Consider the following 23,698-nt stretch of genomic DNA (forward strand, 5'->3'; position numbering starts at 1 on the left):
GACACCCGCCGGTGTCCGCGATCAGGATGGAACGCTGTCCGCCTTCAGCGTGGAACGGTGTCCGCCATCACGGTGGAATGCTGTCCGCCATCACAGCGGAATGGTGTCCGGGATGGCGTGGAATACGCATCTGAAGGTTCTCCCGCCACGGGATACCTATCTAGATACACCATCTCCTAGCAGCCTGTGTGCTGTTCATTGACGGAGCAACCATGCCCCGAAACCACATCATTTCCCACCCCGCCCTGAAGGTCGAAGCCTTCACCGACGAAAACGGCCCCGCCGTGCTGCTGTCCCAAGGCGAGCCCATACGCGACGACGAGGGCTTGCTTGTTCACCCCTGGCAGCTTGCCGAGGTCTGCCGAGAGCTGGGCCTAGCGAGCCCACAGAGTGCCCACGAAGCCGCGCAAGCTACTCGCCGACTGCAAGCCCTCAGCGCCCGACTCCAGGCCCTCTGCGGCCCTTTGGATGCCATGCCCGATACCTTGCACCCTGACCTGTGCCGCATCAAGGCCCAAGCCTTTGCACTGCGCGACCTGGCCGAAGAGTTCACCCTCGACCAAGAGGCCACCGGCACAGACTTCGAGGGCAGGCAAAGAGCCCTTTTCTGTTTCAGCAGTGAAGGAGCAGAAGAATGACCCTGAAGCGCCCCACCCCACCCCGGGCCTGGAAGCCGGGAGAGAGCGGCAACCCCCAAGGCCGCAAGCCTGGAACGGGAGAAGTTGCCAAGCTGCGCGCCGCCATCTCTGAGCATGTACCGGCCATCATTCAAAGCCTCACGAGTGCCGCACTGAGCGGCGACGTTGCCGCCTCTCGCCTTCTGTTGGAGCGAGTCATTGCCCCAATGAAGGCAACCGAGGAGGCGCAACCGCTGACCTTGCCCGATGGCACCCTGACCGAGCAAGGCCGCGCCGTGATTGCAGCCATTCGCGACGGGAAGCTTTCGCCGACGCAAGGCGCCACGCTCCTGGCCGCATTGGGCACTCTCGCCAAGCTAACCGAAGCCGACGAGCTGGAGCGGCGCATTGCCGCCCTGGAGGGCAAACCATGAGCAAGGCGAATCTAGAGGCAAGGGTCGAAGCGCTGGAGCAGGCAGCGACCATCGAGCAAGAGCGCCGAGTCATGATGGTTTGCTTTGTGGACGCTGGCGCGGAGTCGCGAGAGATGACCCGCGCAGAGGTTGGCAGAGCAACCTTCGAACGCCACCCCAGCGAGACCGAGGCCGAATTCATGGCCCGCATTGAAGCCGAGGTGCTGAAAACCGAGCAAGAGGGGCACTTCACCCTAGCCTTCCTGCACGCGCACTAGCCCCACATCGCTCCAGACCCAGCCCGGCAATGTCCGGGCTTTTTTGTGCCGCCCGCTCACGCCCTGAGCCAGTCGTTGCGAATGATGGGCCGATGCACCAGACAACCCCGACCCCATGCTGGCACTGTCGGCACTTCGCCCACTACTCGGCCACTTCTGGCCTAGCCCGGTGCGAGCACCCGGTCTACCCGATGAACCGCAGCCAGCCTGAATCTGGCTGTTGCAGTTGGGAGCGGGAGCCGGGTGTTGACGATGAGCCTTGGCAGCCGATTGGCTTCGTTAGCCAACAAGACCAAAGCGAAGCGCTCCGGCTGTTGGTGAGAGCCAACGAGATGGCAAACGGGGGATCGGCTGGAGGGCGCTTGGTACACGAAATGGTACACAAACCCAAAACTAGCCGAGAAGCAAGACTCGCCAAGCCCCGCTAAGTGATTGTTTTCAAATGGTGCCGGCTGTCAGAATCGAACTGACGACCTTCCGCTTACAAGGCGGGTGCTCTACCAACTGAGCTAAGCCGGCTGTGCAAGGCGCGTGCCCCATGGGCCATCCCAAGAGGCACGCGACCCCGCATCCAATCTACTTCACGCGCTTGAGGGCGGGGCGAGGCGGCGGCGCATCGGGCGGCGGAGCCTCACCGTCTGAATCTTCGCTGCGGGTGGCCAAACGCAAGCCGGTGGAGGTCGACACCTCGCCCGATGCGAGCGAGGTGTCAGGCGCGGCTTCAGCACCGGCGTGGGTCAATTCTCCGGCCGAGGCCCCGACCGGGAAGGCCATGCCCTGGCCGTTTTCCCGCGCATAAATGGCCAAGACGCGCTCCACCGGCACACGGATCTCCCGCGCCACCCCGCCGAAACGCGCCTTGAAGGCGATCGTTTCGTTGCCCAAGTCCAGCCCCTGGGTCGCCTCATGGCTGAGGTTCAGGACGATCTGACCGTCGCGCACGTGCTCCATGGGCACCCGCACCGAGCCATCCACCGCCACCGCCAAAAAAGGCGTGTAGCCGTGGTCACTGCACCAGTGGTGCAGCGCCCGAATCAGGTAGGGCCGGGTGGACGGCAACTCGACGGTGGGGACCATCAGCGACGCATGACCTTTTCAGAGGGCGTCAAGGCTTCGATGTAAGCCGGGCGAGAAAAAATGCGTTCGGCGTACTTCAACAAGGGGGCCGCATTCTTGGACATGTCGATGCCGTAGTAGTCCAGGCGCCACAGCAATGGGGCAATGGCCACATCGAGCATCGAGAAGTCGTCGCCCAGCATGTACTTGTTCTTCAAGAAGATCGGGGCGAGTTGCGTCAGGCGGTCCCGGATCTGGCTGCGGGCCTTCTCCAGTTGCTTGTCGTTCGGCTTGGGGCCACCACTGCGGTTTTCCAAGATATTGACGTACGCGAACAGTTCCTTCTCGAAGTTGAGCAAGAAGAGTCGGACCCGAGCACGTGCGAGCGGATCGCCGGGCATGAGCTGCGGGTGCGGGAAGCGCTCGTCGATGTACTCGTTGATGATGTTCGACTCGTACAAGATCAGGTCGCGTTCGACCAAGATCGGCACGTCGTTGTACGGGTTCATCAAGGCGATGTCTTCGGGCTTGGCGAAGAGGTCGACGTCGCGGATCTCGAAATCCATGCCCTTTTCAAACAGGACAAAGCGGCAACGGTGCGAGTATGGGCAGGTGGTGCCCGAGTAGAGGACCATCATGGTGGTGGACTCCGGTCAGTCGAACAAATTCAAAACAAAACGCAGTGCGCATCGACGACGACACGCACTGCGCACGGCGCGAGGCCTGGCTTTACTTCACGTCCTTCCAGAACGCGGCATTCAGGCGCCAAGCCAGTACGGCAAAGATACCGAGGAAGATCAACACGCCCACACCCAAGCGGAAGCGTTGCGCCTGCATGGGCTCGGCCGTCCAGGCCAGGTAGGCCACGAGGTCGGCGACCGCGTTGTCGTACTCGGCTGGCGTCAACTTGCCGGGCTTGGTGACCGTCCATTCGCCCGTGAAAACGTGGGTGGTGTGGCCGTGCGACTCGATTTCCTTGAACACGGGCTGACGCTCGCCCTGCAGTTCCCACAGCACATGGGGCATGCCGATGGACGGGAAAGCCAGGTTGTTCCACCCGGTGGCCTTGGTGTCGTCTCGGTAGTACGAACGCCACAAGGTGTAGAGGTAATCGGCGCCACTGCCCTGGCCAGCGGCCGAGCGCGAACGAGCCACCATGGTCAGGTCGGGCGGCATGGCACCGAACCACTCCTTGGCCTGCTTCGGGTCCATGGCGATGCGCATGGTGTCGCCCACCTTGTCGCTCGCGAACAGCAGGTTGTCCTTGATCTGCTGCTCGGTCAGCCCAATGTCGCGCAGCTTGTTGTAGCGCTGGAACTGAGCGGAGTGGCAGTTCAAGCAGTAGTTGGCGAACAACTTGGCCCCGTTTTGCAAGGCCGCCATGTCGGTCAGCTTCTCCTTGGGGAAGCTGTCCCATGCCACACCACCACCGGCCGCCAAGGCCGACGTGGCCAACGCCCAACCGCAGAGCAAAGAGGCGAGGATTTTTTTCATTCGAATCGACTCCGGTCGGTCAGTGGGCAGCGAAGGTCACGCGGTCAGGCACCGGCTTGAATGCGCCGAGTTGGCTCCACCAGGGCATCAGCAGGAAGAAGCCGAAGTAAAACAGCGTGCCGACTTGCGATACCAAAGTGCCAGCGGTGCTCGGCGGTTGGATGCCCAGGTAGCCCAAGATCACGAAGAAGATCACGAACACCACGTAGACCCAGGTGTGCCCATCGGGGCGGTAGCGGATCGACTTGGCATGGCTCTTGTCCAGCCATGGCAAGAAGAACAAGATGATGACAGAGCCGCCCATGACCACCACGCCCCAGAACTTGGCGTCGTACCCGCCGAGCACGGCATCCATCAGCGGGTTGGCCAAGGTCACGCCAGCCCAGCCCAGCAGCACCTTGCCAACGCCAAAGGCGAAGAACAGCAGCGCCATCAAACCCCAATAGCCGGTCTTGACGATGGCCGGGAACGCCGAGCGGCGCACCGACACCCAACCCACCACCACGAAGAAGGCCCACAAGAAGGGCATGAAGTCCGAGGTGGTGGCGCGCAACATCGAATAGAACGGCGTGAAGTACCAGACCGGTGCGATGTGGGCCGGAGTTTTCAGCGGATCGGCCGGGATGAAGTTGTTGAACTCCAGGAAGTAGCCGCCCATCTCGGGCGCGAAGAACACGATGGCCGAGAACACCATCAGGAACAAGCTGACGGCGTAGATGTCATGCACCGTGTAGTACGGATGGAAGGGGATGCCGTCCAAGGGCTTGCCCGAGGCGTCTTTCTTGGCCTTGATCTCCACACCGTCGGGGTTGTTGGAACCGACGTCGTGCAACGCCAACAAGTGCGCCACCACCAAGCCCAGCAGCACCAGCGGGATGGCGATCACGTGGAAGCTGAAAAAGCGGTTCAAGGTGGCGTCGCTGACCACGAAATCGCCGCGGATGAAGAGCGACAGGGTCTCGCCGACGTAAGGAATGGCCGCAAACAGGTTCACGATGACCTGGGCCCCCCAGTAGCTCATCTGGCCCCAGGGCAGCAGATAACCGAAGAAGGCTTCCGCCATCAGGCACAGGAAGATCAAGCAGCCGAAGATCCAAACCAGTTCGCGAGGCTTGCGGTAAGAGCCGTACAGCAAGCCGCGGAACATGTGCAGGTACACGACCACGAAGAAGGCCGACGCCCCGGTGGAGTGCATATAGCGCACCAGCCAACCCCAGTCGACGTCTCGCATGATGCTGAGCTCGACGGAGCCGAAGGCCAGATTCGCATCGGGCTTGTAGTGCATCACCAAGAAGATGCCGGTGACGATTTGGATCACCAGCACCAACAGGGCCAAGGAGCCAAAGATGTACCACCAGTTGAAGTTCTTCGGGGCGTAGTACTCCGCCATGTGCACCCGGTAGGCATCGAACGCGGTGGGGAACCGGTTCTCCAACCAAGTCATGGTCTTGACGCCCATCGAGGCGCCCGCTGGCGCGTCCTTGAATTCGGCCATGTGAGCTCCTTAAGCCTTCTTGTCTTCGCCGATCAGCAGTTTGCTGTCGCTCAGGTACATGTGCGGCGGCACTTCGAGGTTGTCGGGAGCCGGCTTGTTCTTGAAGACGCGGCCGGCCATGTCGAAGGTCGAGCCGTGGCATGGGCAGAGGAAGCCACCCGCCCAGTCGTCGGGCAAGGAAGGCTGAGCGCCCGGCTGGAACTTGTCCGTGGGCGAGCAGCCCAGGTGCGAGCAAATGCCGACCGCCACGAAGAACTCCGGCTTGATCGAGCGGTGGGCGTTCTTCGCGTAGTCAGGCGTCGGGTAGGCCGTGCGTTTGCTGTCGGGGTCGGCCACCTGGGCGGTGGTTTTGGCCAACGCTTCCAACTGCTCGGGGGTGCGGCGGACGACCCAAACCGGCTTGCCGCGCCACTCGACCGTGATCTTCTCGCCCGGTTTCAACGACGAAATGTCCACTTCGACCGGCGCGCCGGCAGCTTTGGCGCGCTCCGACGGCGCGAACGTGCTGATGAAAGGCACCGCGACGGCCGCACCGCCTGCCGCACCGGCACAGCCGGTCGCGATCATCCAGGTGCGTTTGCTTTGATCCACAGCGTGGTCGCTCATGGGCATCCTTGGTGGTTTCTTTTAGGAGATGGGGGACGAGCGCCGAGGCTCCTCCTGGGGAAGCGGCCGGCATTCTAGCGTCAGGGTCCATGGGGGCCGGTCGGACTCAGGCGCCTCAGCGGCCGGGCTACGGGTAACTCGCAGGGACTGGAACGCACCCACGTTCGGAGAATGCAAGGCTTCGCATTCACCCAGAGACCTCATGAGCTTCCTCTCCGAATTCCGCGAATTTGCCGTCAAGGGCAACGTCGTCGACTTGGCCGTCGGCGTCATCATCGGGGGCGCTTTCGGCAAGATCGTCGATTCGCTGGTGGGCGACGTGATCATGCCGGTGCTGGGCAAGCTGGTCGGTGGCCTGGATTTCAGCAACTACTTCATCCCCCTGGCCGGTCAAACGGCGACGACGCTGGCAGAGGCCAAGAAAGCCGGCGCGGTGCTGGCCTACGGCAGTTTCCTTTCGGTGTTGCTGAACTTCATCCTTTTGGCCTTCGTCATCTTTTTGATGATCAAGCAGATCAACCGACTGAAGCGCGCCGAGGCTGCGCCCCCCCCGGCGGCACCGCAGACCCCGGAGGACGTGCTCCTGTTGCGCGAGATCCGGGATTCACTCAAGCGCTGACACCCTTTGCCCGCCTGAGGCATCATGAGAGGGTGGCACCGGGCTGCCCGCTCCTCTTGACCCCCAGGGCCTCGTGCCCCACGTTGTTGTCGCCATGGATTCCCATCTCCTGACTGGACTGCAGTCTTTGAGCCGCGCCTTCGAACTGGCGATGGCCGACGCCGCTGAAAGTGCAGGCCGGTTGGCCATGTCCGCCCTCAAGGTGGCCCGTCGCGACGAGATGCTGCTGACGCAAGGCCTGCTTCGGCAGCAAGCGGGCAGCTGCATCGGGCGTTTCGAGCAGAGCTTGAAGTCGCAGTGGGACCCGGCCCAATCCAGACCCAAGCTGAGCTTGAACACCGATTGGGACGAGTTGTCTCTGGTGGAAGAAGAGGCGGTGGACCAGTTGGTGGTGGCCGATCGCATCGGCATGGCGCTGTCTCACCATTGCGAATGGGAACTGCGAGCAGTCGAAGCGTTCACGGCGTCTTTGCTGGGCGATCCCAGTGCCGGTCCTGACAAGAACCCATTCCGCCCGGCCATGGTCGCAAGGGCGCTGCTGGCGGCGGTGGACAGCCTGACCGACCAAACCGGCATGCGCCAAACGCTGAGCGAGGAGTTGACCCGCGCTCTGGCGTTGCGCATGCCCACTTGCTACACGGAAATCGCCGCAACCTACCGCACCCAGGGGCTCAGGGCTCAGGATTTGCGAGCGGTGACCGAGCCGGGTGGACTTCGGGGGGGCGGAGGCCACCACAGCCGGCCCATGGCCATGGACCCGACGGAATCGAGTCACGCCCCCATCAGCGGCCCCGGCGGCTTGACGGTGCCCGGCGGCCTGGGGCCGCAGGGCTCTTCGAGCCACGGTGGCCCTTACGGCGCTGCCATGCTTGGGCACGTGGGGCCGCAGGTGATGGGGCTGCTGCGCCAGTTGCACATCGGTCAGGCGGCCCCTGTGCTGTCGCCGATGGCCTTGGGCGATGCCGGGCTGCCGCTGCCGACCAACTTGATCCAGCAGCACAGCACGGAGTTGCACCAGGCGGCCAGCACGCCGCTGGATCACATGGTGATCGACGTGGTGGGCGGCTTGTTCGACGCCATCCTGTCCGATCCCAAGGTGCCGCCCCAGATGGCGCGCCTGCTCGCTCGGCTGCAACTGCCGGTTTTGCGCGCGGCGCTGGGCGACACGAGCTTTTTTTCGATGCGCAAGCATCCGGTTCGGCGCTTCGTCAACCGCTTGGCATCGCTGGCATGCGCTTATGAGGACTTCTCACAGGATCCCGGGTTGGGCTTCCTGCAGCGCGTGGCTCCGCTGGTCGAGGAAATCGCCAACGGCGACTTCGAAAAGGTCAAGCTCTACGACGAGCAGTTGGATGCGCTCGAGGCCTTCGTGGCCGAGCAAAACCGCCTCGCCCTCCAGCGGGAAGGGCAGGATGCGGCGGAACTGCTCGCCAAGAAGGAAGCGCTGGCCCGGCAAACCTACCAGTACCAGCAGGAACTGGAGCGGGCCTTGGCCGACCTGCCGCTGCCCGATTTCCTGAAGCGATTCCTCAGCCGCGACTGGGGGCCGGTGATCGTGCATGCGGCCACGCAAGCGGGTGACGCCGAGGCCCAAGGCATGCGGCGCTTGGGCAAGGAATTGGCGCTGTCGGTGCTGCCCAAAGGCGGCAGCCCGCTGCGCCGGGAGTTCTTGTCCACACTGCCGGTGATGGTGCGGGCCGTGAACGAGGGCCTGGATCGCGTGGGCAGCCCCGAGGCCGTGCGCAAGCAGCTGTTTGTTGACCTGCTGCCGATTCACGCCGAGTCGCTCAAGCAGCCGGCGCTGTCACCGTTGGACCACAACCTGCTGGTCAAGCGCATCGAAGCCGCCTTCGGCTTGGCCGTGCCGGACGAAGCCGCCGCCGCGCGGGCCACGGCCACGCTGGACATCGACTTGGAGCAAGTTTTCGGGGCCGCTGGCGCCGAGGCGGTGGGCTTGCTCAGTGAAGCCGACGTCGCGTGGGATGGCACGGTGGACATCGTGCTCGAAGCCGATGGCGCCCCCGAGGCGGGCCCTCTGGCGGCAGTCGACATCGCCATCGACGGTTTGCCAGCCCCAGAGGCGCCGCCCGTCAGCCGCGGGGCCGCCCTGTTCGAGCAGTTGGAAGTGGGTTGCGTCTACCGCATGAACACAGGTGACTCCTGGCGCAAGGTGAAGCTTGCCCACATCAGCCAGGGGCGCAGCTTTTTCATCTTCAGCGAGGGGGAGAAGTACCCCAAGACCCTGACGATGACAGCGCGCATGCTCAAGCGGCTTTGCGAGAGCGAACGCCTGCGCGCTTACGAAAGCGCGCAGTTGCTGGAACGGGCCACGGCGCGGGCGCGCAAGCAGTTGGCGGCCCTGCTGCCGCCCACGACACCGGTCAAAGCGTGAGCTGACGCGCGAGCGACCAAGCGGCGGCGAAGCTGCGCGGATCGGCGCGGCCGGTGCCGGCGAGGTCGAACGCCGTGCCGTGATCGGGGCTGGTGCGCACCCAAGGCAATCCCAGGGTGAGGTTCACCCCCTCGTCCAAGCCCAGGTACTTGACGGGAATCAGCCCCTGGTCGTGGGTCATGGCCACCACGGCATCGAACTCGCCCTGGCGGGCTCGCATGAAGACGGTGTCGGGCGCGTGCGGGCCACTGACCTGCCAGCCCCAACCTTGCGCCACGCGCACGGCGGGCCCGATGATTTCGATTTCTTCGCGCCCGAACAACCCCCCTTCGCCCGCGTGCGGGTTCAAACCGGCCACGGCGACGCGCGGCTCACCCAAGCCGAACCAGCGTTGCAAGGCGGGGTGGAGCAGTCGGAGGGTGTCGAGCACGCGGGCCTCGGTGATGGCCTCACAGGCCGATCGCAAGGACTGGTGCACGGTGACGAGCACCACGCGCAACTCGGCGTTGACCAGCATCATCCGCACCTCGGGCACGCCGCACAGCGCCTGCAGCATTTCGGTGTGGCCCGGCACGTCGATGCCGGCCGCATGCAAGGCTTCCTTGTGCAGCGGGGCCGTCACCATGCCCCGACCTTGGCCGGCGGCGATGGCCCCGGCCGCGGCTCGAATGCAAGCCGCAGCCGCAGCGCCAGCCCGCGCGTCCACATGCCCCCACGCCAGACCGTTCAGGTCGGGCAAGTCAGGGGGCGTCCAGACCGGCAATGCGCCTGGCAGCGCAAGCTCGTCCGGGCGCTCGAGCACCGCCACCGGGCGCTGGCGTCCGCAGGCATGGAGGGCACGACGCATGACGGTCGGGCAACCCACGACCACCGCATCCCCCGCGGGCTGAGCGTCCCAGGCTCGCACGATGACCTCGGGGCCGATGCCGGCGGCATCGCCCATGGTGAGCAGCAGCGGCGGCTTCATGCGGGGTTGGGCAGGTCGATGAAGGTCCAGGCCAGGTCGAAGCGCTCGGCCAGGTGTTGCCCCAAGGCCTGCACGCCCCCACGCTCGGTGGCGTGGTGGCCGGCCGCCACAAAGGCCACGCCCGACTCGGCGGCCCAGTGCATCTGAGGCTCGCTGACCTCCCCGGTGACGAAGACATCGACGCCCGCAGCGATGGCCGCTTCGAAATAGCCCTGCGCCCCGCCCGTGCACCAGGCCACGCGCCGCAATGCGCGCCCGTCACCCGGCAAGACGAGCGGGACCCGACCCAATTCGCGGTCGATGTGTTGCGCCAAACCCGCCAAGTCCTGGGGCTCAGGCAAGCGGCCGAGCCAACCCAAGCCCTGTTCGCCGAACTGCCCCTCGGGCAACCAGCCCATGCGGCGACCCAACTGGGCGTTGTTGCCGAACTCCGGGTGGGCGTCCAGCGGCAGGTGGTAGGCGAACAGGTTGATGCCATGGACCATCAGCGAGCGCACGCGCTCGGCCAGCCAGCCCGTGAGCCGCCCATCCTGCCCGCGCCAGAACAAGCCGTGGTGCACCAGCACCGCGTCGGCCTGCTGCTCGATGGCGGCGTGGATGAGCGCACGGCTCGCGGTGACGCCGCCCACCCAGCGCGCGGTCGTGGCTTTGCCTTGGACCTGAAGGCCGTTGGGCCCGTAATCCTTAAACTGCGCGACCCCCAGCAGGTCGTTGAGGTAGTGGTCGATCTCGGACGTGCGGGTCACGGGGAATCCTTGAGCATGCTGCGACGTTGGTGGTTGATTTTTGCCCAGGGCTGCACCCTGGCCCTGGCGGCCTTGTTCGTCGTGCAAACGCTGCGGCCTGAATGGCTGCTCCGGCCGGCCCCGCCGCGCGCGACAGAAGCGACGATCCCACCCCCACCCGCCGTCGCTTTGCCACCGGCCAAGGGGCTGGCCGCCGCGGCCGAGCGGGCGGCACCCGCCGTGGTCTTGGTGCGCACCGCCGCGCCCGTCAACGCCTCGCTCCTGCCACGATGGCACCCGACACCGCCCGAGGGCCGGCAGGGCCTGGGTTCTGGCGTCATCGTGGACGCCGAAGGCCACATCCTGACCAACCACCACGTGGTGGCGGGCGCAGAGCGCATCGACGTGCAGTTGGCCGATGGGCGCGAGGCCACGGGCACCGTCATGGGCTCTGACCCAGAAACGGACCTGGCGCTGTTGCACATTGCTTTGGACAAACTGCCCGTGGCCACTGCGGGCAGCACGAAGACCTTGCGCGTGGGCGACCCGGTGCTGGCCATCGGCAACCCGTTCGGCGTGGGGCAAACGGTGACGTCGGGCATCGTCAGCGCGCTGGGGCGCAGCCAATTGGGCATCAACGTGTTCGAGAACTTCATCCAAACCGACGCCGCCATCAACCCCGGCAACAGCGGCGGCGCACTGGTGGACGCCGAGGGCCGCTGGGTGGGCGTGAACAGCGCCATCTATTCGCGCAGCGGCGGCAACCAGGGCATCGGCTTTGCCATCCCCGTGGAACTGGCGCTAGAGGTCGCCCAAGCCTTGAAGTCCGAGGGGCGCGTGCTTCGCGGCTGGATCGGCGTGCAGTCGCGCTCCATCAGCCCCGAATTGGCCGAAGCCCTGAAGCTGCCCGAGGGCCAAAAAGGGGTGCTGGTGAGCGCCGTGGTGGCCGACGCCCCGGCGGCCAAGGCTGGCATGGTGCCTGGGGATGTGTTGGTGGCGGTCGCTGGCCACGCCGTGAGCAGCCCCGAAGAATTGCTGCAACGGGTGGCGGCGCTCAAGCCCGACTCGACGGCACGGCTCGACGTCGAACGCGCTGGGCGAGCGCTGGCGCTGAACGTGCGGGTGGGCACGCGGCCGCTGCCCAATGCCCGCCGCCGTTGATCAGCGCTCGCTCGACTTGCCGCGCCCCAACATCACCGCGGCCCAAATGCCCAGCTCGTACAGGACGACGAGCGGGATGAAAAGCGCCAGTTGGGAGATCACGTCGGGCGGTGTCACGATGGCGGCCACGATGATGGCCGCCACGGCAAAGTAGCCCCGCCACTCCTTCAACTTGGCCACACTGACGATGCCCAGGGCCGCCAGCACCACCACGGCAATCGGCACCTCGAAGGCGATGCCGAACACCAAGAACAGCGTGAGCACGGTGCCGAAGTACTGCTCGATGTCTGGCGCGACCTGGATGGACTGCGGCGCCACCAGCACGATGAACTTGGACATGGCCGGCAGCACGAGGAAGTAGCAAAAGGCCACGCCCGCAAAGAACAGCAAGGTGCTGGACACCACCAGGGGCAGCACGAAGCGCTTTTCGTGGGAGTACAGGCCTGGCGCCACGAAGGCCCAGACTTGGTAGAGCACGTAAGGCAGGGAGAGCAGGAAACCTCCCATCAACGTGATCTTGAGCGGCACCATGAAGGGCGCAAACGTGCCGGTGGCGATGAGCTTGGTGCCACCGGGCAGTGCTTGGCTCATGGGCAGGGCCAACAGGTCGTACAAGCCGCCGGGGGAAGGCCAGATGCAGAGCAGGCCGAAGCCGATGCCGATGGCCACCAGAGCGCGGATGAGGCGGTCGCGAAGCTCGACGAGGTGTTCGACGAAGGGCTGCTCGGTGCCGGCCAGTTCGTCGTCGGGGTCGGGCTGGGCGCTCATCGGGGGGTCTTGGGTCGGTGGCGGGCCACGCGGGCGGCGCCCGACTGGACCTGCCGCTTGATGCCTTGGCGCTGCTTGAACCACTGCGGCACGTTGCTGCGGCGCACCCGCCAATTCTTGCGGGGCTTCTTGTACGGGGTGGGCTGCCAGCTGGGGTCGGCCGTCCAGTTGTCGGTCAAGCCGGCTTGGGCCTCTTGGAAGGTGCCGTGCAGCGTTTCTGACACTTCGCCGGCGGCTTCTTGGAACTGCTGCCGGGCTTTCGCCAGCTCTTCCATCTCCATCGAGCGGCTGACCTCGGCCTTGACATCGGACACGTAGCGGCGTGCCTTGCCCAACAAGTGGCCCACCGTGCGGGCCACCTTGGGCAGCTTTTCGGGACCGATGACGATGAGCGCCACCGCGCCGATCAGCGCGAGCTTGTCCAGACCCAGGTCAAGCATGGGTGCTCATCCACCGCAAGTCGGGGTTCAGGAGTTGCTCTTCTCTTTGGCCTGCACGTCGACCGTGTTGGCGTCGGCGGCTTGCGTGATCCGCTGGTTCGGGTCGTTCGGGGGCGTGGCGTTTGTATTGCCGCCGTCCTTCATCCCGTCTTTAAATCCCTTGATGGCAGAGCCAAGGTCAGACCCGATGTTCTTCAGCTTCTTCGTTCCAAAGACCAAAACGACGATCACCAAAACGATCAACCAATGCAAACCGCTACCGAATCCCATGTCTGACTCCTAGAACGCCGTTTGATTCTAGTTGTGCAAGATGTCTGCCGTATTTCTTAAGTGGTCATCCCCTAGCCCAAGGGCGCGGTCCGCCCATGACGTGCATGTGCAGGTGCATGACCTCCTGCCCCCCGTCCCGGCCGGTGTTGATGACGGTGCGGAAGCCGCCGGTCACGCCCATCTCACGCATGAGCTTGGGCGCCAGCACCATCATGCGGCCGGCCAGGGCGGCGTGCTCATCGGTCAGTTCGGCATGGCTGACGATGTGGGCCTTGGGCACGATGAGCAGATGAACCGGGGCCCACGGGGCGATGTCGTGAAAGACGATGAGTTCGTCGTCTTCGTAGACCTTGCGTGACGGAATGGTGCCGGCGGCGATCTTGCAAAAAATGCAATTCGGGTCGTGGCTCATGGCTGGTTCTCCGGTCGGGAAGCGAATTCGGCGAGGCCGGACAGGCCCTCGCGCCGGGCGAGTTCGGCCAAGACCGCCTCCGGGCGAACGCCCAGCTCGGCCAGCGCCAGCAAGCTGTGGAACCACAGGTCGGCGGCCTCGTAGGTGAGCTTGTCGGCGTCGCCGTCCTTGGCGGCCATGACGAATTCGGTGGCCTCTTCGCCCACCTTCTTGAGCATGGCATCCAAGCCCTTGGCGGCCAGCTTGGCCACGTAGCTGCTGGCGGGGTCGGCGCTGGCGCGCCGCGCCGCGATGGTGTCGGCCACGCGGGCCAGCACGGTGTCGTTCATCGGTACACCTTTTCGGGGTCAACGATGACGGGCTCCACGGCCTGCCAGTCGTCGCCGTCCAGTTGCAGGTAAAAGCAGGAATGCCGGCCGGTGTGGCAGGCCACGCCGCAGCCCTCGTGCCCTTGCTGCGTCACCTTGAGCAGGACGACGTCTTGGTCGCAGTCCAGGCGGATGTCGTGCACGGTTTGCACGTGGCCGCTTTCCTCGCCCTTGTGCCACAGGCGCTGACGGCTGCGGCTCCAGTAAACGGCTTGGCCGCGCGCCCAGGTTTGCAGCAGCGCCTCGCGGTTCATCCAGGCCACCATCAGCACGTCGTTGCTGCCCACTTCTTGGGCGATGGCCGGCACCAGGCCACGCTCGTCCCAGGCCACTTGGTCGAGCCAAGCGGGTGGGGTGGGAGGGGCGTCATGGTGCGTGGGGCCAGGGTGATTCAGCTCGTGAGCCAGCCAACGCAACACGGGCACGGTGCCGGGCAGCACGGGCCAGACGGTGGCGGGCAAACGCTGCCACGCCATGCGCTGACCTTCGCGCATGTGCAAATCGCCCGACCACTCGCGCACGGTCAGGAAATGCAAGCGCACACGGGCGTGCGGGTACTCCACCACCTCGACGCGCCAGGGGGCGGTGGCGCCGATGGTGATGCCGAGTTCTTCATGCAGTTCGCGGCGCAGCGCAGCATCGGCGTCTTCACCAGGCTCGAACTTGCCGCCCGGGAACTCCCAGTGCCCTGGGTAGACCTTGCCTGGCGGACGCGAGGTGAGCAGGAATTCATCGGGGCCGCGGCGCAGCACGCCCACGGCAACGTCGGTGATCGGAAGGTCGTTCATGCGGTCTGCCCGGCCACATCCCGGGCGAATTGGTAGGCCACGCGGCCGCTGCGCGAGCCACGCTCCAGCGCCCAAACGAGGGCGGGTTGGCGCAGCGCCTCCAGCCGTCCCTCGGGCACGCCCATGGCAATCAGCCATTGGCGGGCGATGGCCCAGTACTCGTCCTGGCTGAAGGGGTAGAAGCTGATCCACAAGCCGAAACGCTCGGACAACGAAACTTTTTCTTCCACGGTCTCGCCGGGGTGGATTTCGCCGTCGGGGCCACGACCGCGTGCCTCGAGGTTGTCGCGGAAATGCTCGGGCATCAGGTGCCGGCGGTTGCTGGTAGCGATCAGCAGCACGCGCTCGCTGGCGGCCGAAACGGTGCCGTCCAACGCGCTCTTGAGGCTCTTGTAGCCGGCGTCGCCGGCTTCAAAGCTGAGGTCGTCGCAGAACACGACGAAGCGCTCGGGCCGCTGGGCCAGGGCATCGAGCACCTCGGGCAGGTCGGCCAAATCGTTGCGGTCGATCTCGACCAAGTGCAGCGCCGGCCAGGCATTGAGGCCAGCCTTGACCAGCGAGCTCTTGCCGGTGCCCCGTGCGCCGCTGAGCAGCACGTGGTTGAAGGAGCGCCCTTGGGCGAACTGCGCCAGGTTGCGGGCGAAGCGCTCGCGCTGGGCGTCGATCTCGCGCAAGTCCTCCAGCCGAAGGGGACTCAGGCGCTGCACCGGCTCGAAGCGAGCGGGCCGGCCGCGGTAGCGCCAGGCGCGGGCTTCGCCCTCGGGAGGATGCAGGGTGGGGGCGCGTCGGCCCAGGGCCTCGACGGCCTGGATGAGGCGCAGCAGCAGGTCGTCGTTCACAGCCAGCGGGCCTGGATGTCCCAGTGTTCGGTGGGTCGGTCGCGGAAGCCCGAGCGCACGAAGCGCAGCAGACGCCCTTGCGCGTAAGCCATGAGCACGGCGGCCTGGGCTTGGGCGTCCACGGTGGGCGTGAGGGTGTTGGCGTCGGCCTCACGCAGCCACTGCCTCAGGCTGGATTCGAGACGTTCGAACAAGTGGTGGATGCGAACGGTCAGCCGCTCGTGTTCCAGGGCCAGCGCATCGCCCACCATCACGCGGGCCATGCCGGGGTTGCGCTCGCCGAACTGCAACACCGCGCCCACCAGCTTGCGCGACCGCTCGGGGGCCGGCAGGGCCTGATCGCCGATTTGGGTGGCCAGCCCGAACAGGCTGTCTTCGATGAAGGCGATGAGGCCTTCGAACATCTGCGCCTTGCTGGCGAAATGGCGGTACAGCGCGGCCTCGCTCAGCTGCAACCGCTCGGCCAACAAGGCCGTGGTGACGCGCTCGCTACCCTCGAGCATCTGGGCCAAGGTTTGCAGGATTTGCAGCTTGCGCTCGCCCGGGGCGAGGCGGACGCGGACGGCGGTCGCCTCGTTCATGGCCAAGGCCCGCAGGGCCGCCCCAAGGGCGTCGCGGCCCCCTCGGGGGGGTGGAGCCGGACGGGCGGGCATCGCCCGCCAGCCTGCGGAACGGTCGGGCCGCTGGCCCGACGCGGCCTGCAAGGCGCGTACCGGAGGGAGACCGGGGGCGTCATCCGACGCCCGCAGGGCCGCCCCAAGGGCGTCGCGGCCCCCTCGGGGGGTGGCGACCGGAGGGAGACTGGGGGCCTCATTTGCTGCGGATCATCGTGCCGTAGGCCTGGTCGCTCAGCACCTCCAGCAGCAAGGCGTGCGGCACGCGGCCGTCGATGATGTGCACCGCGCGCACACCGGCGCGGGCCGCATCCAAGGCCGAGGCGATTTTGGGCAGCATGCCGCCGCTGAGGGTACCGTCGGCGAACATGTCGTCGATCTGGCGGGCGCTCAGGTCGGTCAGCAGTTGGCCTTCTTTGTCCAGCACGCCCGGGGTGTTGGTCAGCATCACCAGCTTTTCGGCTTTCAACACCTCGGCCAGCTTGCCAGCCACCACGTCGGCGTTGATGTTGTAGCTCTCGTTTTGCTTGCCGAAGCCCAGAGGCGAGATGACCGGGATGAAGGCGTCGTCTTGAAGGGCCTTGACCACGCTGGGGTCGATGGACTCGATGTCGCCCACCTGCCCGACATCGTGTTCGATGCTCGGGTCCTTCTGGTCGACCATCTTGAGCTTCTTGGCGCGGATCATGGCGCCATCCTTGCCCGTCAGCCCCACGGCCTTGCCGCCGGCTTGGTTGATGAGGCCGACGATCTCCTGTTGCACCTCGCCGGCCAGCACCCATTCGACGATGCCCATGGTCTCGGCGTCGGTCACGCGCATGCCTTGGATGAAGGTGCCCTTCTTGCCCAGGCGGTTGAGCGCGTTTTCGATCTGCGGGCCACCGCCGTGCACCACCACAGGGTTCAAGCCGACGAGCTTGAGCAGAACCACGTCCTCGGCAAAGTCTTGCTGCAGGGCCGGGTCGGTCATGGCGTTGCCGCCGTACTTGATGACGATCGTCTTGCCGTGAAAGCGTTGGATGTAGGGCAGCGCTTGGCTGAGGATCTCGGCCTTTTCGCGGGGGGCGATGTGGGTGACGTCGGGCGCTTGGGTCGAGGAGCTCATGGCGGCGTGCAGGCAGAAAAACGCTGGCGGCCATTCTAGGGAGCGGGTCCCGGCGCGGCTTTCGCGACTGCCACAGCAAGCCTGCGTGGACGGAGCCGGCGCCGGCCGTCCCCCACGGGAGAATGCCGCCCATGCGCCACACCCCCTGCCCCTGCCTGCCCACCCACCCCCAGCCGCTGTGCACCCGGAGCCGGCGCGGGTGAAGGCGCTTGTGCAGCGCGTGAGCGAAGCCAGCGTCACCGTGGACGGGGCGGTGGTGGGCGCCATCGGGCCGGGGCTGCTGGCGCTGGTTTGCGCCGAGCCCAACGACACCCCCAGCACCGGGGCGCGTTTGCTGGCCAAGGTGCTCAAGCTGCGCGTGTTCGCCGACGAAGCCGGCAAGATGAATCGCAGCCTGCAAGACGTGCAGGGTGGCCTGCTGTTGGTGAGTCAGTTCACCTTGGCGGCCGACACGCGGGGGGGCAATCGGCCCAGCTTTGCGGGTGCCGCCCCACCCGAGCAAGCGCGACGCCTGTGGGAAGCGCTGCTGGAGGACGCTCGGCGCTTGCACCCCGTGGTGGCCGCCGGCGTGTTTGGGGCCGACATGAAGGTGGCGCTCGTGAACGACGGGCCCGTGACCTTGCCACTTCAAATGGACTGAGTGCTTGTGGACGGCACCTTGATGCACCGTCACCCACCTCGCCCCTTGGCCTGGGCGTCGCGGCTTTGGCGTTGGTTGGTGGCCCTGGCCTTGCCCCTGGGGCTGGTGGCCTTGGTGCAGTGGGGGTCGCTGCTGCCGAACGACGACCCTCGCCTGGTGCAGCTGTCGCATTGGCGCTCGGTCTCCAGCCCGGACGCCCTGCCGCCGCCCAGCTTGACCGATGGCGAAGCGACCCCCATGCCGCTGCGGCGCTTCTCCAAGGAAGACGAGGTGCTTTGGCTGGAGGCCGATGTGCGCGCCCAACCGCAACCGGGCGAGGTGTGGGCCCTCAGCCTGGAGTACCGACCGCACGTGCGCGTCTTTCTGGATGGCGTGTTGCTGGCCGATGCCGACAACGACGCCCACATCGACCCCAAGAAGCGGCACCTGTTGGTCGGCATGCGCTGGCTGCAGATCCACCTGCCGGCAACCATGTTGCAAAGCGGTGAGCACCGCCTGCAATTGCGGCTGGCGGCACCCGCTCAGCTGCCGGCCGGCCTGAATGAACCCGTGATGGGCCCGAGCGACGCCGTGCATGCACGGGACAACGCCCGCGAGCGCTGGCAAACGCTGCGCGGCCTGACCGCCGGTGGCGCGCTGCTGGCCGCCCTGTTCCTGGGCTTCGTGGGCTGGGTGCGCCGTGACGAGCCGCTCTACCTGCTCAGTGCGGCCCACGTGGCCCTGCTGGGCCTGCTGCTCACGCCCTATGTGCTGGCGCAGCAACCGATCCCCACGCCCTACTGGCGCATGCTGCTGGACGCCGTCGACCTGGTGGCCAAGGCCCTGCAAGTGGCCGTGGTGGCGCATTGGGCTGGCTTGTGGAGCCCTCGGCTGTGGCGCTGGCTGGCCGGTGTGCTGGCTGTCGCTCTGCCCATCGACCTGTGGGCGGCCTACCAATCGCTGGCTTGGAGCGACTTCAGCCACCCTTGGCCTTGGTGGGCCTTGGGGGTGCGGGCCGCGCTGCTGAGCCTGGCGCTGGGCCTGGCGCTGCACAGCCTGGGCCGGCGCCCCAGCGTCGCCCAATGGGGCAACGCCATGCTGGTGGGCTTGTCGGCCTTCACTTGGGCGTGGGTGAGCCTGGCCTCGTTGGCCTTGCGCGTGCCCATGGTGGACGCCAACACCCTGGCGCACGCCGGTTGGGTGGTTTGGGTGGTGCTGATGCTGCAGCGCCATTTCGTGACCAGCGCCCGGCGCGAGAAGGCCCTGCGCCAAGACTTGGCCGCCGAGCTGGAGCAGCGCACCCGCGCTCTGGAGGAGGCCTACACGGCCAAAGCGCGGGCCCAGCGCGAACAAGCGGCGGGCGAACAGCGCCAACGCTTGCTGCAAGACTTGCACGACGGCCTGGGTGCGCGGCTGCTCACGCTGCGCCTGCAAACCGGCGAGCTGACCCCAGCGGAGTTGGCCCAAGGCATCGACGAGTGTTTGCTGGAAATGCGCCTGTCGGTCGACACCCTGAGCGAAGAGCAAGGCGACCTCGGCGTCCTGCTGGGCAGCTGGCGGCACCGAGTCGCCGGCATGCTGCGCAGCGCGGGACTCGAGATGGAGTGGCAGGTGGCCGAAGCGCCCGTGCTGCCCTGCCTGCGCGGCAGCGGGGCCTTGGAGCTGGTGCGCCTGCTGCACGAGGCCCTGACCAACACCGTGCGCCACGCCCGGGCGCGGCGCATCATCGTCGGCACCGAGGGCGACGCCACCCACATCACCCTATGGTGGGTGGACGACGGCCAAGGCATCGACCCGAGTGCCGTGCCCGGCACCGGCCGACGCAGCATGGCCGCCCGCGCCCAACGTTTGGGGGGCACGCTGGCGTTTCACAGCCCCGCGCCGCGCATGTGGTTGCCCCAGGGGCGGGGCATGGCGTTGGTACTGCGCCTGCCGCGGGCCTGATCAGTCGTCGTCGGTCCAGCGAGCCAGGCGGCGCTTGACCTCGTCCAAGAACCGGCGCTGATCGGCACCACTGCGCACCTCAAAGACGTCCCAATCGGGCGTGCGCAGGCTCAGGCGCCTTGCCAAGCGCAACGCGATGGCCCCGTCGTTCACGGTGAACTCGATCGCACGTCGCCCCTGGCGCTCGAAGCCGCCAGCGCGCAAAGTGAGGCCGAGGTCCCGCAGGCTGCGCTGCATCTGAACCGAAGCGGCTTCGGCATTGAAAGGCGGTGGGGTCAGGGCCCAGGTTTCGTTGGCGTCGTCCATGCAGGGCATGGTAGCCAGGCGGGCCGCCGAAGGGTGCCGCCCCGCACAGCCTGCTAGGCTCTTCGTGAACCGTTGGATCCGACCGCACCGAAAGGAGTCATGGCATGACCGACCCCCTCTCAGCCCTCGTGGATGCCGCACTGGCCGACGAGCATGACCTGGACGACGCCCTGGACCAACTCGACGCCGCGGTACTGGCCCGCCCACTGGACCCCAGCCTGAGGCGACTTCGCCTGCGCCTGAACGATGCCGCTGGATACCGCGCAGCACAAGTCGAGGATTACAGGGCGCTTTGTGGAATCGACCCCACGGACCGAGACGCCGCGCTCACCTTGTGCCGCATGGAGTACCGCTGGGCCTGGTTGTTGGCGGCGCCCGAGAACGACCACGACAGCGACCACGACCACGACAGCGAGGAAGTTGACGACGAGGCCGCGGCCCGAGCTGTGCAAGCGGTTGAGGACGCCGCCGGGCAGCGCTTGCTGGCGCTGACGCAAGAGCACCTCGCGGATGCCGATTGGATGGCGAACCTGCTGTGCGCTTGGCCCGAACTGCCGCTGGCCGCCAACATCGTCGCCCGGTTGCGCCTGACCCTTCAGGCCCGAGCAAGTCAACCGCAGCACCCAGGGCTGCGGCATGCCGAGGCCCTGGCCTGGCTGGATTTCGCAAGAAGCGAGCCCACCATCGAATCAACGCCCGACCAGCCCCCCATGGGCATGACCATCGGCCCCCATGGGGAACTCACGGACGCCTTGGCCGCCGAACGTGCACTGGCGGCCATGGACGCAGCGCCGCCCTCGGCGACTCTGGCCGAAATGAGGGCCGAACTCGAACAGAGCCTTTGCCGTTTCGCGACTGCCGCTGCGGCCTGGGATGCTGCCGCCGCGCTCTGGCGAGACGCATCGAACGCGGCGACGGACGAGTCCGACGCCGCCCCAGACCGTGCCGCTGAGGCCGAGCGCCGTGCAAGCCTGTGCCGCGCAGGCCGCGCAGCCTTGGTGGCGAGTTCGGTGGACGAACTCGACGACCTGATGTCGGCCCTGGAAGTGCCTGCGACAGGCGTCGACCTGCCAGAGGGGGCCCAGGCGCTCTTGACCCAACTGCAGTCGCAGCGCCGCGAACGCATGGCGGGCCTGCGCAGCGAGATCGAGTCCCTTCGCCCGGCCCTGACCGCCACGGCGGCCGAGCCTGATGGCGCCGAACTGGAGGCCAAAGCGCTAGCCATCGCCGCGCAGATCTTGGGCGCCGTGCCCACCCAACGCATGGAATGGGTACCGCATGACGGTACGGCGTTGGACCCCCGCCTGCTCGCCGCACAGGCCCGTTGGCGTGCATTGGGTCTCCTCTTCCTGGGCTGGACCGAAGTGCCGCTCTACTCCATGCTTCTCGGCGCACCAACCGTGGGCGGCCTTTGGACCACCGCCGACCACGGCACCGTGCTGCTGCACATCGCGACCCTCCACCTCGAAACGGTGGACCTGGAGACCGAGTTGGACGACGGCCGGCAATTCCTCACCTCCCTGGGCCGGGGTCAAAACTTCATGAGCTCAGGCCCACGGGTGGACACCTTGCACCTCGATCTCGACGCCGACATGGCCGAGGTCCTTGCGCTGCACTCAGCGCGCGTCGCGCTGGCAGGGGGCGGGGTGGCGATGCGGCCGGTGCGATCGATCCCGGACCTGGAGGCCATGCTCGAGCGACAGCGTTTGGCCAAACTCGCGTGGCGCCGCGAGACGGGCCTGAGCGAATTCGAAGCCCTGGGCGTGCCGGTCGAGCCCTCGGAGCAGTTCGCACCGCGCTTGACATCGGCCGTGCGCAAGCTGCTAAAAACAACGCGAATCTAGGGTGAGACTCGGTCAACAGCCACCCCTGGGGTGCGCCCTTGCGCAGGGGTGCGCGCGCAGCGCCGGCCGCGGCGGCGCGGTCGGCCTCCTGCTGGCCCTGGGAGTCTGCGCGGCGGCCCCGGACACGAATGCCGAAGGCTTTCACTTTGAGCACAAGGACTGGGAACTGGCCTGCGACAACACCGGCACCTGCCGCGCGGCCGGCTACCACGCCGATGAGGCCGACCTGCAGGTCTCGGTGCTGCTGACCCGATCGGCCGGGCCTGGCACGACCGCCACCGCATCCGTGATGCTCGGCGACTACCAGCAACACCCCGAGGTGACGAAGCTGCCGGCCTCGGCCACCTTGACGATGTGGATCCATGGCCGCTCGTTGGGGCCAGTTCGGCTGGAGGGTGGCTCCCTGACGGGCCACCTGAGCCCGGCTCAAACCCAAGCCCTGATCGCCGCCTTGCCGCGGGCGAGCAGCCAAATCGCGTGGCGGCACGGGCGGACCGAGTGGGTGCTGTCCGACCGAGGCGCCAAGGCCGTCCTGCTCAAGATGGACGAGGCCCAAGGGCGGCTGGGCACGGTCGGAGCCTGGGTGGCGCGCGGCGAACGGGACGAACGCCAGGTGCCCGGCCCCCGCCAAGCCCCCCGCGTCACCGCTGCCGCCCTGCCCCCGACGACCGACGCCGACCGCATCTGGCCCCAGCGCCAAGGCCCGGCACTGCTGGCCGCACTGCGCGCGAACGTGAAAGCCACCGAGGCCAACTGCGACCGGCTGCTGGACCAAACCCCCGATGAGTGGAGCGTCACCCGCCTCACGGCCCATCGGTTGCTGGTGAGCACGCCCTGCTGGCTGGCGGCGTACAACTTCGGCTCGGGGGCCTGGGTCGTGCAGGATCGTCCGCCCTACCAAGCGACGCTGGTCACCGATTCGGCCTCGGACGCATCGGACGGCGAAATCACCGCCAGCCACAAAGGCCGCGGCCTGGGCGACTGCTGGAGCAGCGAATCCTGGGTCTGGGACGGCCAACGCTTCGTGCGCACCGGCGCCCATTCCACCGGCCAATGCAAATTCATCACCGCCGGCGGGGCCTGGCAACTGCCCACCTGGGTCACGCGCTGATCGCGCAGCAAGCTGGCGGGGCCCACATCGACCGCCAAGGCCCGAGCGCCCGAGCAAGTCGGCCATCCGCTCGGTGTCCATGGCTGTGCCCCCCAACGTCGGCTGCCCCGGCTTGCGACCCGGCGGCAGCAATGCCAGCAGCCGGCAGGGATGGCTGCCTCCCGCGCGAAGCGTAGTGCGCCCTGGTTGGACCACGTTCGGCGGGGCGAGCTGGCGCGCAAGGTAGGCCGATATCGCACGGCTGCTGGCGGGACTTCACGGAAAAGCGCCGGTGGCGCGGGTGGCAGCGGCTCCAGCACCCCCAAAACGAGGCCGATCAACCCTGCCAACCAAGCCGACATCCCGATCTCCCTGGGTTTCCCGGTCAGGCCGAAACGGCCGCCGCGCTGGGCAAACGGATGACGAACTCCGCGGCGCGGAAGTCTTGCCCTTCGTCGGCCGAACTGC

27 protein-coding genes, 1 tRNA gene and 1 pseudogene are annotated in these 23,698 nt (G+C 66.8%); 10 read left to right on the plus strand and 19 right to left on the minus strand.

From position 1 onward, the window contains the following. Nucleotides 1–212 precede the first annotated feature (212 nt). Genes O9335_RS12385 through O9335_RS12395 form a run of 3 tightly spaced genes read left to right on the plus strand, consistent with a single transcriptional unit; the run spans nt 213 to nt 1,308 of the window. Nucleotides 213–638, plus strand: coding sequence for a hypothetical protein (locus O9335_RS12385; protein WP_298388518.1), 426 nt, complete (start codon nt 213–215; stop codon nt 636–638). After that, a complete protein-coding gene (locus O9335_RS12390) occupies nt 635–1,051 on the plus strand; it encodes a DUF5681 domain-containing protein (RefSeq protein WP_298388520.1) in 417 nt (138 codons plus the stop codon). Before O9335_RS12385 ends, O9335_RS12390 begins: the two co-directional genes overlap by 4 nt. Then, nucleotides 1,048–1,308, plus strand: coding sequence for a hypothetical protein (locus O9335_RS12395; protein ID WP_298388522.1), 261 nt, complete (start codon nt 1,048–1,050; stop codon nt 1,306–1,308). The genes O9335_RS12390 and O9335_RS12395 overlap by 4 nt, the downstream gene beginning before the upstream one ends. A gap of 443 nt (nt 1,309–1,751) precedes the next feature. Here the strand turns inward: O9335_RS12395 and O9335_RS12400 are convergent. The 6 genes from O9335_RS12400 to petA all read right to left on the minus strand — a co-directional run bounded on the left by O9335_RS12400 (nt 1,752) and on the right by petA (nt 5,959). Then, nucleotides 1,752–1,827, minus strand: a tRNA-Thr gene (locus O9335_RS12400). 57 nt (nt 1,828–1,884) lie between these two features. Then, complete coding sequence (locus tag O9335_RS12405) at nt 1,885–2,385, minus strand: ClpXP protease specificity-enhancing factor (protein ID WP_298388524.1); 501 nt, start codon at nt 2,383–2,385, stop codon at nt 1,885–1,887. Continuing rightward, nucleotides 2,385–3,002, minus strand: a complete 618-nt coding sequence (locus O9335_RS12410; RefSeq protein ID WP_298388525.1) for a glutathione S-transferase N-terminal domain-containing protein — start codon at nt 3,000–3,002, stop codon at nt 2,385–2,387. Before O9335_RS12410 ends, O9335_RS12405 begins: the two co-directional genes overlap by 1 nt. 91 nt (nt 3,003–3,093) lie before the next feature. Then, nucleotides 3,094–3,858, minus strand: coding sequence for a cytochrome c1 (locus tag O9335_RS12415; protein WP_298388527.1), 765 nt, complete (start codon nt 3,856–3,858; stop codon nt 3,094–3,096). A 19-nt stretch (nt 3,859–3,877) separates the two neighbouring features. Continuing rightward, the gene (locus O9335_RS12420; protein ID WP_298388529.1) at nt 3,878–5,353 is read right to left on the minus strand and encodes a cytochrome bc complex cytochrome b subunit; all 1,476 of its coding nucleotides are present in this window, start codon (nt 5,351–5,353) and stop codon (nt 3,878–3,880) included. A gap of 9 nt (nt 5,354–5,362) precedes the next feature. After that, on the minus strand, nt 5,363–5,959 hold the full coding sequence (gene petA, locus O9335_RS12425; RefSeq protein WP_298388531.1) for a ubiquinol-cytochrome c reductase iron-sulfur subunit: 597 nt from the start codon (nt 5,957–5,959) through the stop codon (nt 5,363–5,365). A 202-nt stretch (nt 5,960–6,161) separates the two neighbouring features. On the opposite strand from petA, the gene mscL reads away from it, so the two are divergent. Next, nucleotides 6,162–6,578, plus strand: a complete 417-nt coding sequence (mscL, locus tag O9335_RS12430) for a large conductance mechanosensitive channel protein MscL (RefSeq protein WP_298388533.1) — start codon at nt 6,162–6,164, stop codon at nt 6,576–6,578. Nucleotides 6,579–6,651: 73 nt separating this feature from the next. Next, nucleotides 6,652–8,970 (plus strand): DUF1631 family protein, encoded by a 2,319-nt coding sequence (locus O9335_RS12435; RefSeq protein ID WP_298388535.1) that lies wholly within the window; start codon nt 6,652–6,654, stop codon nt 8,968–8,970. Here the strand turns inward: O9335_RS12435 and pdxA are convergent. Further along, complete coding sequence (gene pdxA / locus O9335_RS12440) at nt 8,960–9,937, minus strand: 4-hydroxythreonine-4-phosphate dehydrogenase PdxA (RefSeq protein WP_298388537.1); 978 nt, start codon at nt 9,935–9,937, stop codon at nt 8,960–8,962. The genes O9335_RS12435 and pdxA overlap by 11 nt on opposite strands. Next, nucleotides 9,934–10,683, minus strand: a complete 750-nt coding sequence (locus O9335_RS12445) for a Nif3-like dinuclear metal center hexameric protein (protein WP_298388539.1) — start codon at nt 10,681–10,683, stop codon at nt 9,934–9,936. The genes pdxA and O9335_RS12445 overlap by 4 nt, the downstream gene beginning before the upstream one ends. A 15-nt stretch (nt 10,684–10,698) precedes the next feature. Here O9335_RS12445 and O9335_RS12450 point away from each other — a divergent pair, with 15 nt between their 5' ends. Further along, nucleotides 10,699–11,823, plus strand: a complete 1,125-nt coding sequence (locus tag O9335_RS12450) for a trypsin-like peptidase domain-containing protein (protein WP_298388540.1) — start codon at nt 10,699–10,701, stop codon at nt 11,821–11,823. Here the strand turns inward: O9335_RS12450 and tatC are convergent, their stop codons facing one another. From tatC to argB, 10 genes and pseudogenes are all read right to left on the minus strand, one after another. Next, nucleotides 11,824–12,591 (minus strand): twin-arginine translocase subunit TatC, encoded by a 768-nt coding sequence (gene tatC / locus O9335_RS12455; RefSeq protein WP_298388541.1) that lies wholly within the window; start codon nt 12,589–12,591, stop codon nt 11,824–11,826. Further along, nucleotides 12,588–13,031 (minus strand): Sec-independent protein translocase protein TatB, encoded by a 444-nt coding sequence (gene tatB / locus O9335_RS12460; protein ID WP_298388542.1) that lies wholly within the window; start codon nt 13,029–13,031, stop codon nt 12,588–12,590. Before tatB ends, tatC begins: the two co-directional genes overlap by 4 nt. Nucleotides 13,032–13,058: 27 nt before the next feature. Beyond that, nucleotides 13,059–13,301 carry a Sec-independent protein translocase subunit TatA gene (tatA, locus tag O9335_RS12465; protein WP_298388544.1) on the minus strand — a complete coding sequence of 81 codons (243 nt, stop codon included), beginning with the start codon at nt 13,299–13,301 and terminating at the stop codon, nt 13,059–13,061. Nucleotides 13,302–13,365: 64 nt separating this feature from the next. Beyond that, the gene (locus tag O9335_RS12470; protein ID WP_298388546.1) at nt 13,366–13,713 is read right to left on the minus strand and encodes a histidine triad nucleotide-binding protein; all 348 of its coding nucleotides are present in this window, start codon (nt 13,711–13,713) and stop codon (nt 13,366–13,368) included. After that, entirely contained in the window at nt 13,710–14,042 is a 333-nt protein-coding gene (locus O9335_RS12475) for a phosphoribosyl-ATP diphosphatase (protein ID WP_298388548.1), read from the minus strand. Before O9335_RS12475 ends, O9335_RS12470 begins: the two co-directional genes overlap by 4 nt. Beyond that, nucleotides 14,039–14,476, minus strand: coding sequence for a phosphoribosyl-AMP cyclohydrolase (gene hisI, locus O9335_RS12480; RefSeq protein ID WP_298388566.1), 438 nt, complete (start codon nt 14,474–14,476; stop codon nt 14,039–14,041). The genes O9335_RS12475 and hisI overlap by 4 nt, the downstream gene beginning before the upstream one ends. 96 nt (nt 14,477–14,572) lie before the next feature. Next, a pseudogene (locus tag O9335_RS12485) lies at nt 14,573–14,869 on the minus strand (NUDIX domain-containing protein); the annotation flags it as partial. Then, nucleotides 14,866–15,708, minus strand: a complete 843-nt coding sequence (locus O9335_RS12490) for an ATP-binding protein (RefSeq protein WP_298388550.1) — start codon at nt 15,706–15,708, stop codon at nt 14,866–14,868. The pseudogene O9335_RS12485 and the gene O9335_RS12490, both read right to left, overlap by 4 nt. After that, complete coding sequence (gene slmA, locus O9335_RS12495) at nt 15,705–16,289, minus strand: nucleoid occlusion factor SlmA (protein ID WP_298388552.1); 585 nt, start codon at nt 16,287–16,289, stop codon at nt 15,705–15,707. The genes O9335_RS12490 and slmA overlap by 4 nt, the downstream gene beginning before the upstream one ends. Nucleotides 16,290–16,518: 229 nt before the next feature. Further along, the gene (gene argB / locus O9335_RS12500; RefSeq protein WP_298388554.1) at nt 16,519–17,427 is read right to left on the minus strand and encodes an acetylglutamate kinase; all 909 of its coding nucleotides are present in this window, start codon (nt 17,425–17,427) and stop codon (nt 16,519–16,521) included. 199 nt (nt 17,428–17,626) lie between these two features. Between argB and dtd the strand changes: the two genes are divergently transcribed. Then, entirely contained in the window at nt 17,627–18,067 is a 441-nt protein-coding gene (gene dtd, locus O9335_RS12505) for a D-aminoacyl-tRNA deacylase (RefSeq protein ID WP_298388556.1), read from the plus strand. Between the two features lie 21 nt (nt 18,068–18,088). Continuing rightward, nucleotides 18,089–19,990, plus strand: a complete 1,902-nt coding sequence (locus O9335_RS12510) for a hypothetical protein (protein WP_298388558.1) — start codon at nt 18,089–18,091, stop codon at nt 19,988–19,990. Here O9335_RS12510 and O9335_RS12515 read toward each other — a convergent pair whose 3' ends face one another. Continuing rightward, complete coding sequence (locus tag O9335_RS12515) at nt 19,991–20,296, minus strand: hypothetical protein (protein WP_298388560.1); 306 nt, start codon at nt 20,294–20,296, stop codon at nt 19,991–19,993. 104 nt (nt 20,297–20,400) lie between these two features. Between O9335_RS12515 and O9335_RS12520 the strand changes: the two genes are divergently transcribed. Together O9335_RS12520 and O9335_RS12525 are read left to right on the plus strand one after the other, a co-directional pair. After that, nucleotides 20,401–22,140 carry a hypothetical protein gene (locus tag O9335_RS12520; RefSeq protein WP_298388562.1) on the plus strand — a complete coding sequence of 580 codons (1,740 nt, stop codon included), beginning with the start codon at nt 20,401–20,403 and terminating at the stop codon, nt 22,138–22,140. A 1-nt stretch (nt 22,141) separates the two neighbouring features. Next, the gene (locus tag O9335_RS12525) at nt 22,142–23,251 is read left to right on the plus strand and encodes a DUF1176 domain-containing protein (protein WP_298388564.1); all 1,110 of its coding nucleotides are present in this window, start codon (nt 22,142–22,144) and stop codon (nt 23,249–23,251) included. Nucleotides 23,252–23,698 lie beyond the last annotated feature (447 nt).

Origin of the sequence: Inhella sp., from assembly GCF_027532025.1 — a bacterium.
Taxonomy (GTDB): Bacteria; Pseudomonadota; Gammaproteobacteria; order Burkholderiales; family Burkholderiaceae_C; genus Inhella.

Bases quoted from the DNA above. Each gene is read 5' to 3' on its own strand.
- O9335_RS12405 (WP_298388524.1), bottom strand. From the start codon at position 2,385: ATGGTCCCCACCGTCGAGTTGCCGTCCACCCGGCCCTACCTGATTCGG.
- O9335_RS12390 (WP_298388520.1), top strand. From the start codon at position 635: ATGACCCTGAAGCGCCCCACCCCACCCCGGGCCTGGAAGCCGGGAGAG.
- tatC (WP_298388541.1), bottom strand. From the start codon at position 12,591: ATGAGCGCCCAGCCCGACCCCGACGACGAACTGGCCGGCACCGAGCAG.
- O9335_RS12385 (WP_298388518.1), top strand. From the start codon at position 213: ATGCCCCGAAACCACATCATTTCCCACCCCGCCCTGAAGGTCGAAGCC.
- O9335_RS12470 (WP_298388546.1), bottom strand. From the start codon at position 13,713: ATGAGCCACGACCCGAATTGCATTTTTTGCAAGATCGCCGCCGGCACC.
- pdxA (WP_298388537.1), bottom strand. From the start codon at position 9,937: ATGAAGCCGCCGCTGCTGCTCACCATGGGCGATGCCGCCGGCATCGGC.
- O9335_RS12415 (WP_298388527.1), bottom strand. From the start codon at position 3,858: ATGAAAAAAATCCTCGCCTCTTTGCTCTGCGGTTGGGCGTTGGCCACG.
- O9335_RS12420 (WP_298388529.1), bottom strand. From the start codon at position 5,353: ATGGCCGAATTCAAGGACGCGCCAGCGGGCGCCTCGATGGGCGTCAAG.
- mscL (WP_298388533.1), top strand. From the start codon at position 6,162: ATGAGCTTCCTCTCCGAATTCCGCGAATTTGCCGTCAAGGGCAACGTC.
- tatB (WP_298388542.1), bottom strand. From the start codon at position 13,031: ATGCTTGACCTGGGTCTGGACAAGCTCGCGCTGATCGGCGCGGTGGCG.
- petA (WP_298388531.1), bottom strand. From the start codon at position 5,959: ATGAGCGACCACGCTGTGGATCAAAGCAAACGCACCTGGATGATCGCG.
- slmA (WP_298388552.1), bottom strand. From the start codon at position 16,289: ATGAACGAGGCGACCGCCGTCCGCGTCCGCCTCGCCCCGGGCGAGCGC.
- O9335_RS12395 (WP_298388522.1), top strand. From the start codon at position 1,048: ATGAGCAAGGCGAATCTAGAGGCAAGGGTCGAAGCGCTGGAGCAGGCA.
- O9335_RS12520 (WP_298388562.1), top strand. From the start codon at position 20,401: ATGACCGACCCCCTCTCAGCCCTCGTGGATGCCGCACTGGCCGACGAG.
- O9335_RS12450 (WP_298388540.1), top strand. From the start codon at position 10,699: ATGCTGCGACGTTGGTGGTTGATTTTTGCCCAGGGCTGCACCCTGGCC.
- argB (WP_298388554.1), bottom strand. From the start codon at position 17,427: ATGAGCTCCTCGACCCAAGCGCCCGACGTCACCCACATCGCCCCCCGC.
- O9335_RS12475 (WP_298388548.1), bottom strand. From the start codon at position 14,042: ATGAACGACACCGTGCTGGCCCGCGTGGCCGACACCATCGCGGCGCGG.
- O9335_RS12410 (WP_298388525.1), bottom strand. From the start codon at position 3,002: ATGATGGTCCTCTACTCGGGCACCACCTGCCCATACTCGCACCGTTGC.
- O9335_RS12510 (WP_298388558.1), top strand. From the start codon at position 18,089: ATGCACCGTCACCCACCTCGCCCCTTGGCCTGGGCGTCGCGGCTTTGG.
- tatA (WP_298388544.1), bottom strand. From the start codon at position 13,301: ATGGGATTCGGTAGCGGTTTGCATTGGTTGATCGTTTTGGTGATCGTC.
- O9335_RS12515 (WP_298388560.1), bottom strand. From the start codon at position 20,296: ATGGACGACGCCAACGAAACCTGGGCCCTGACCCCACCGCCTTTCAAT.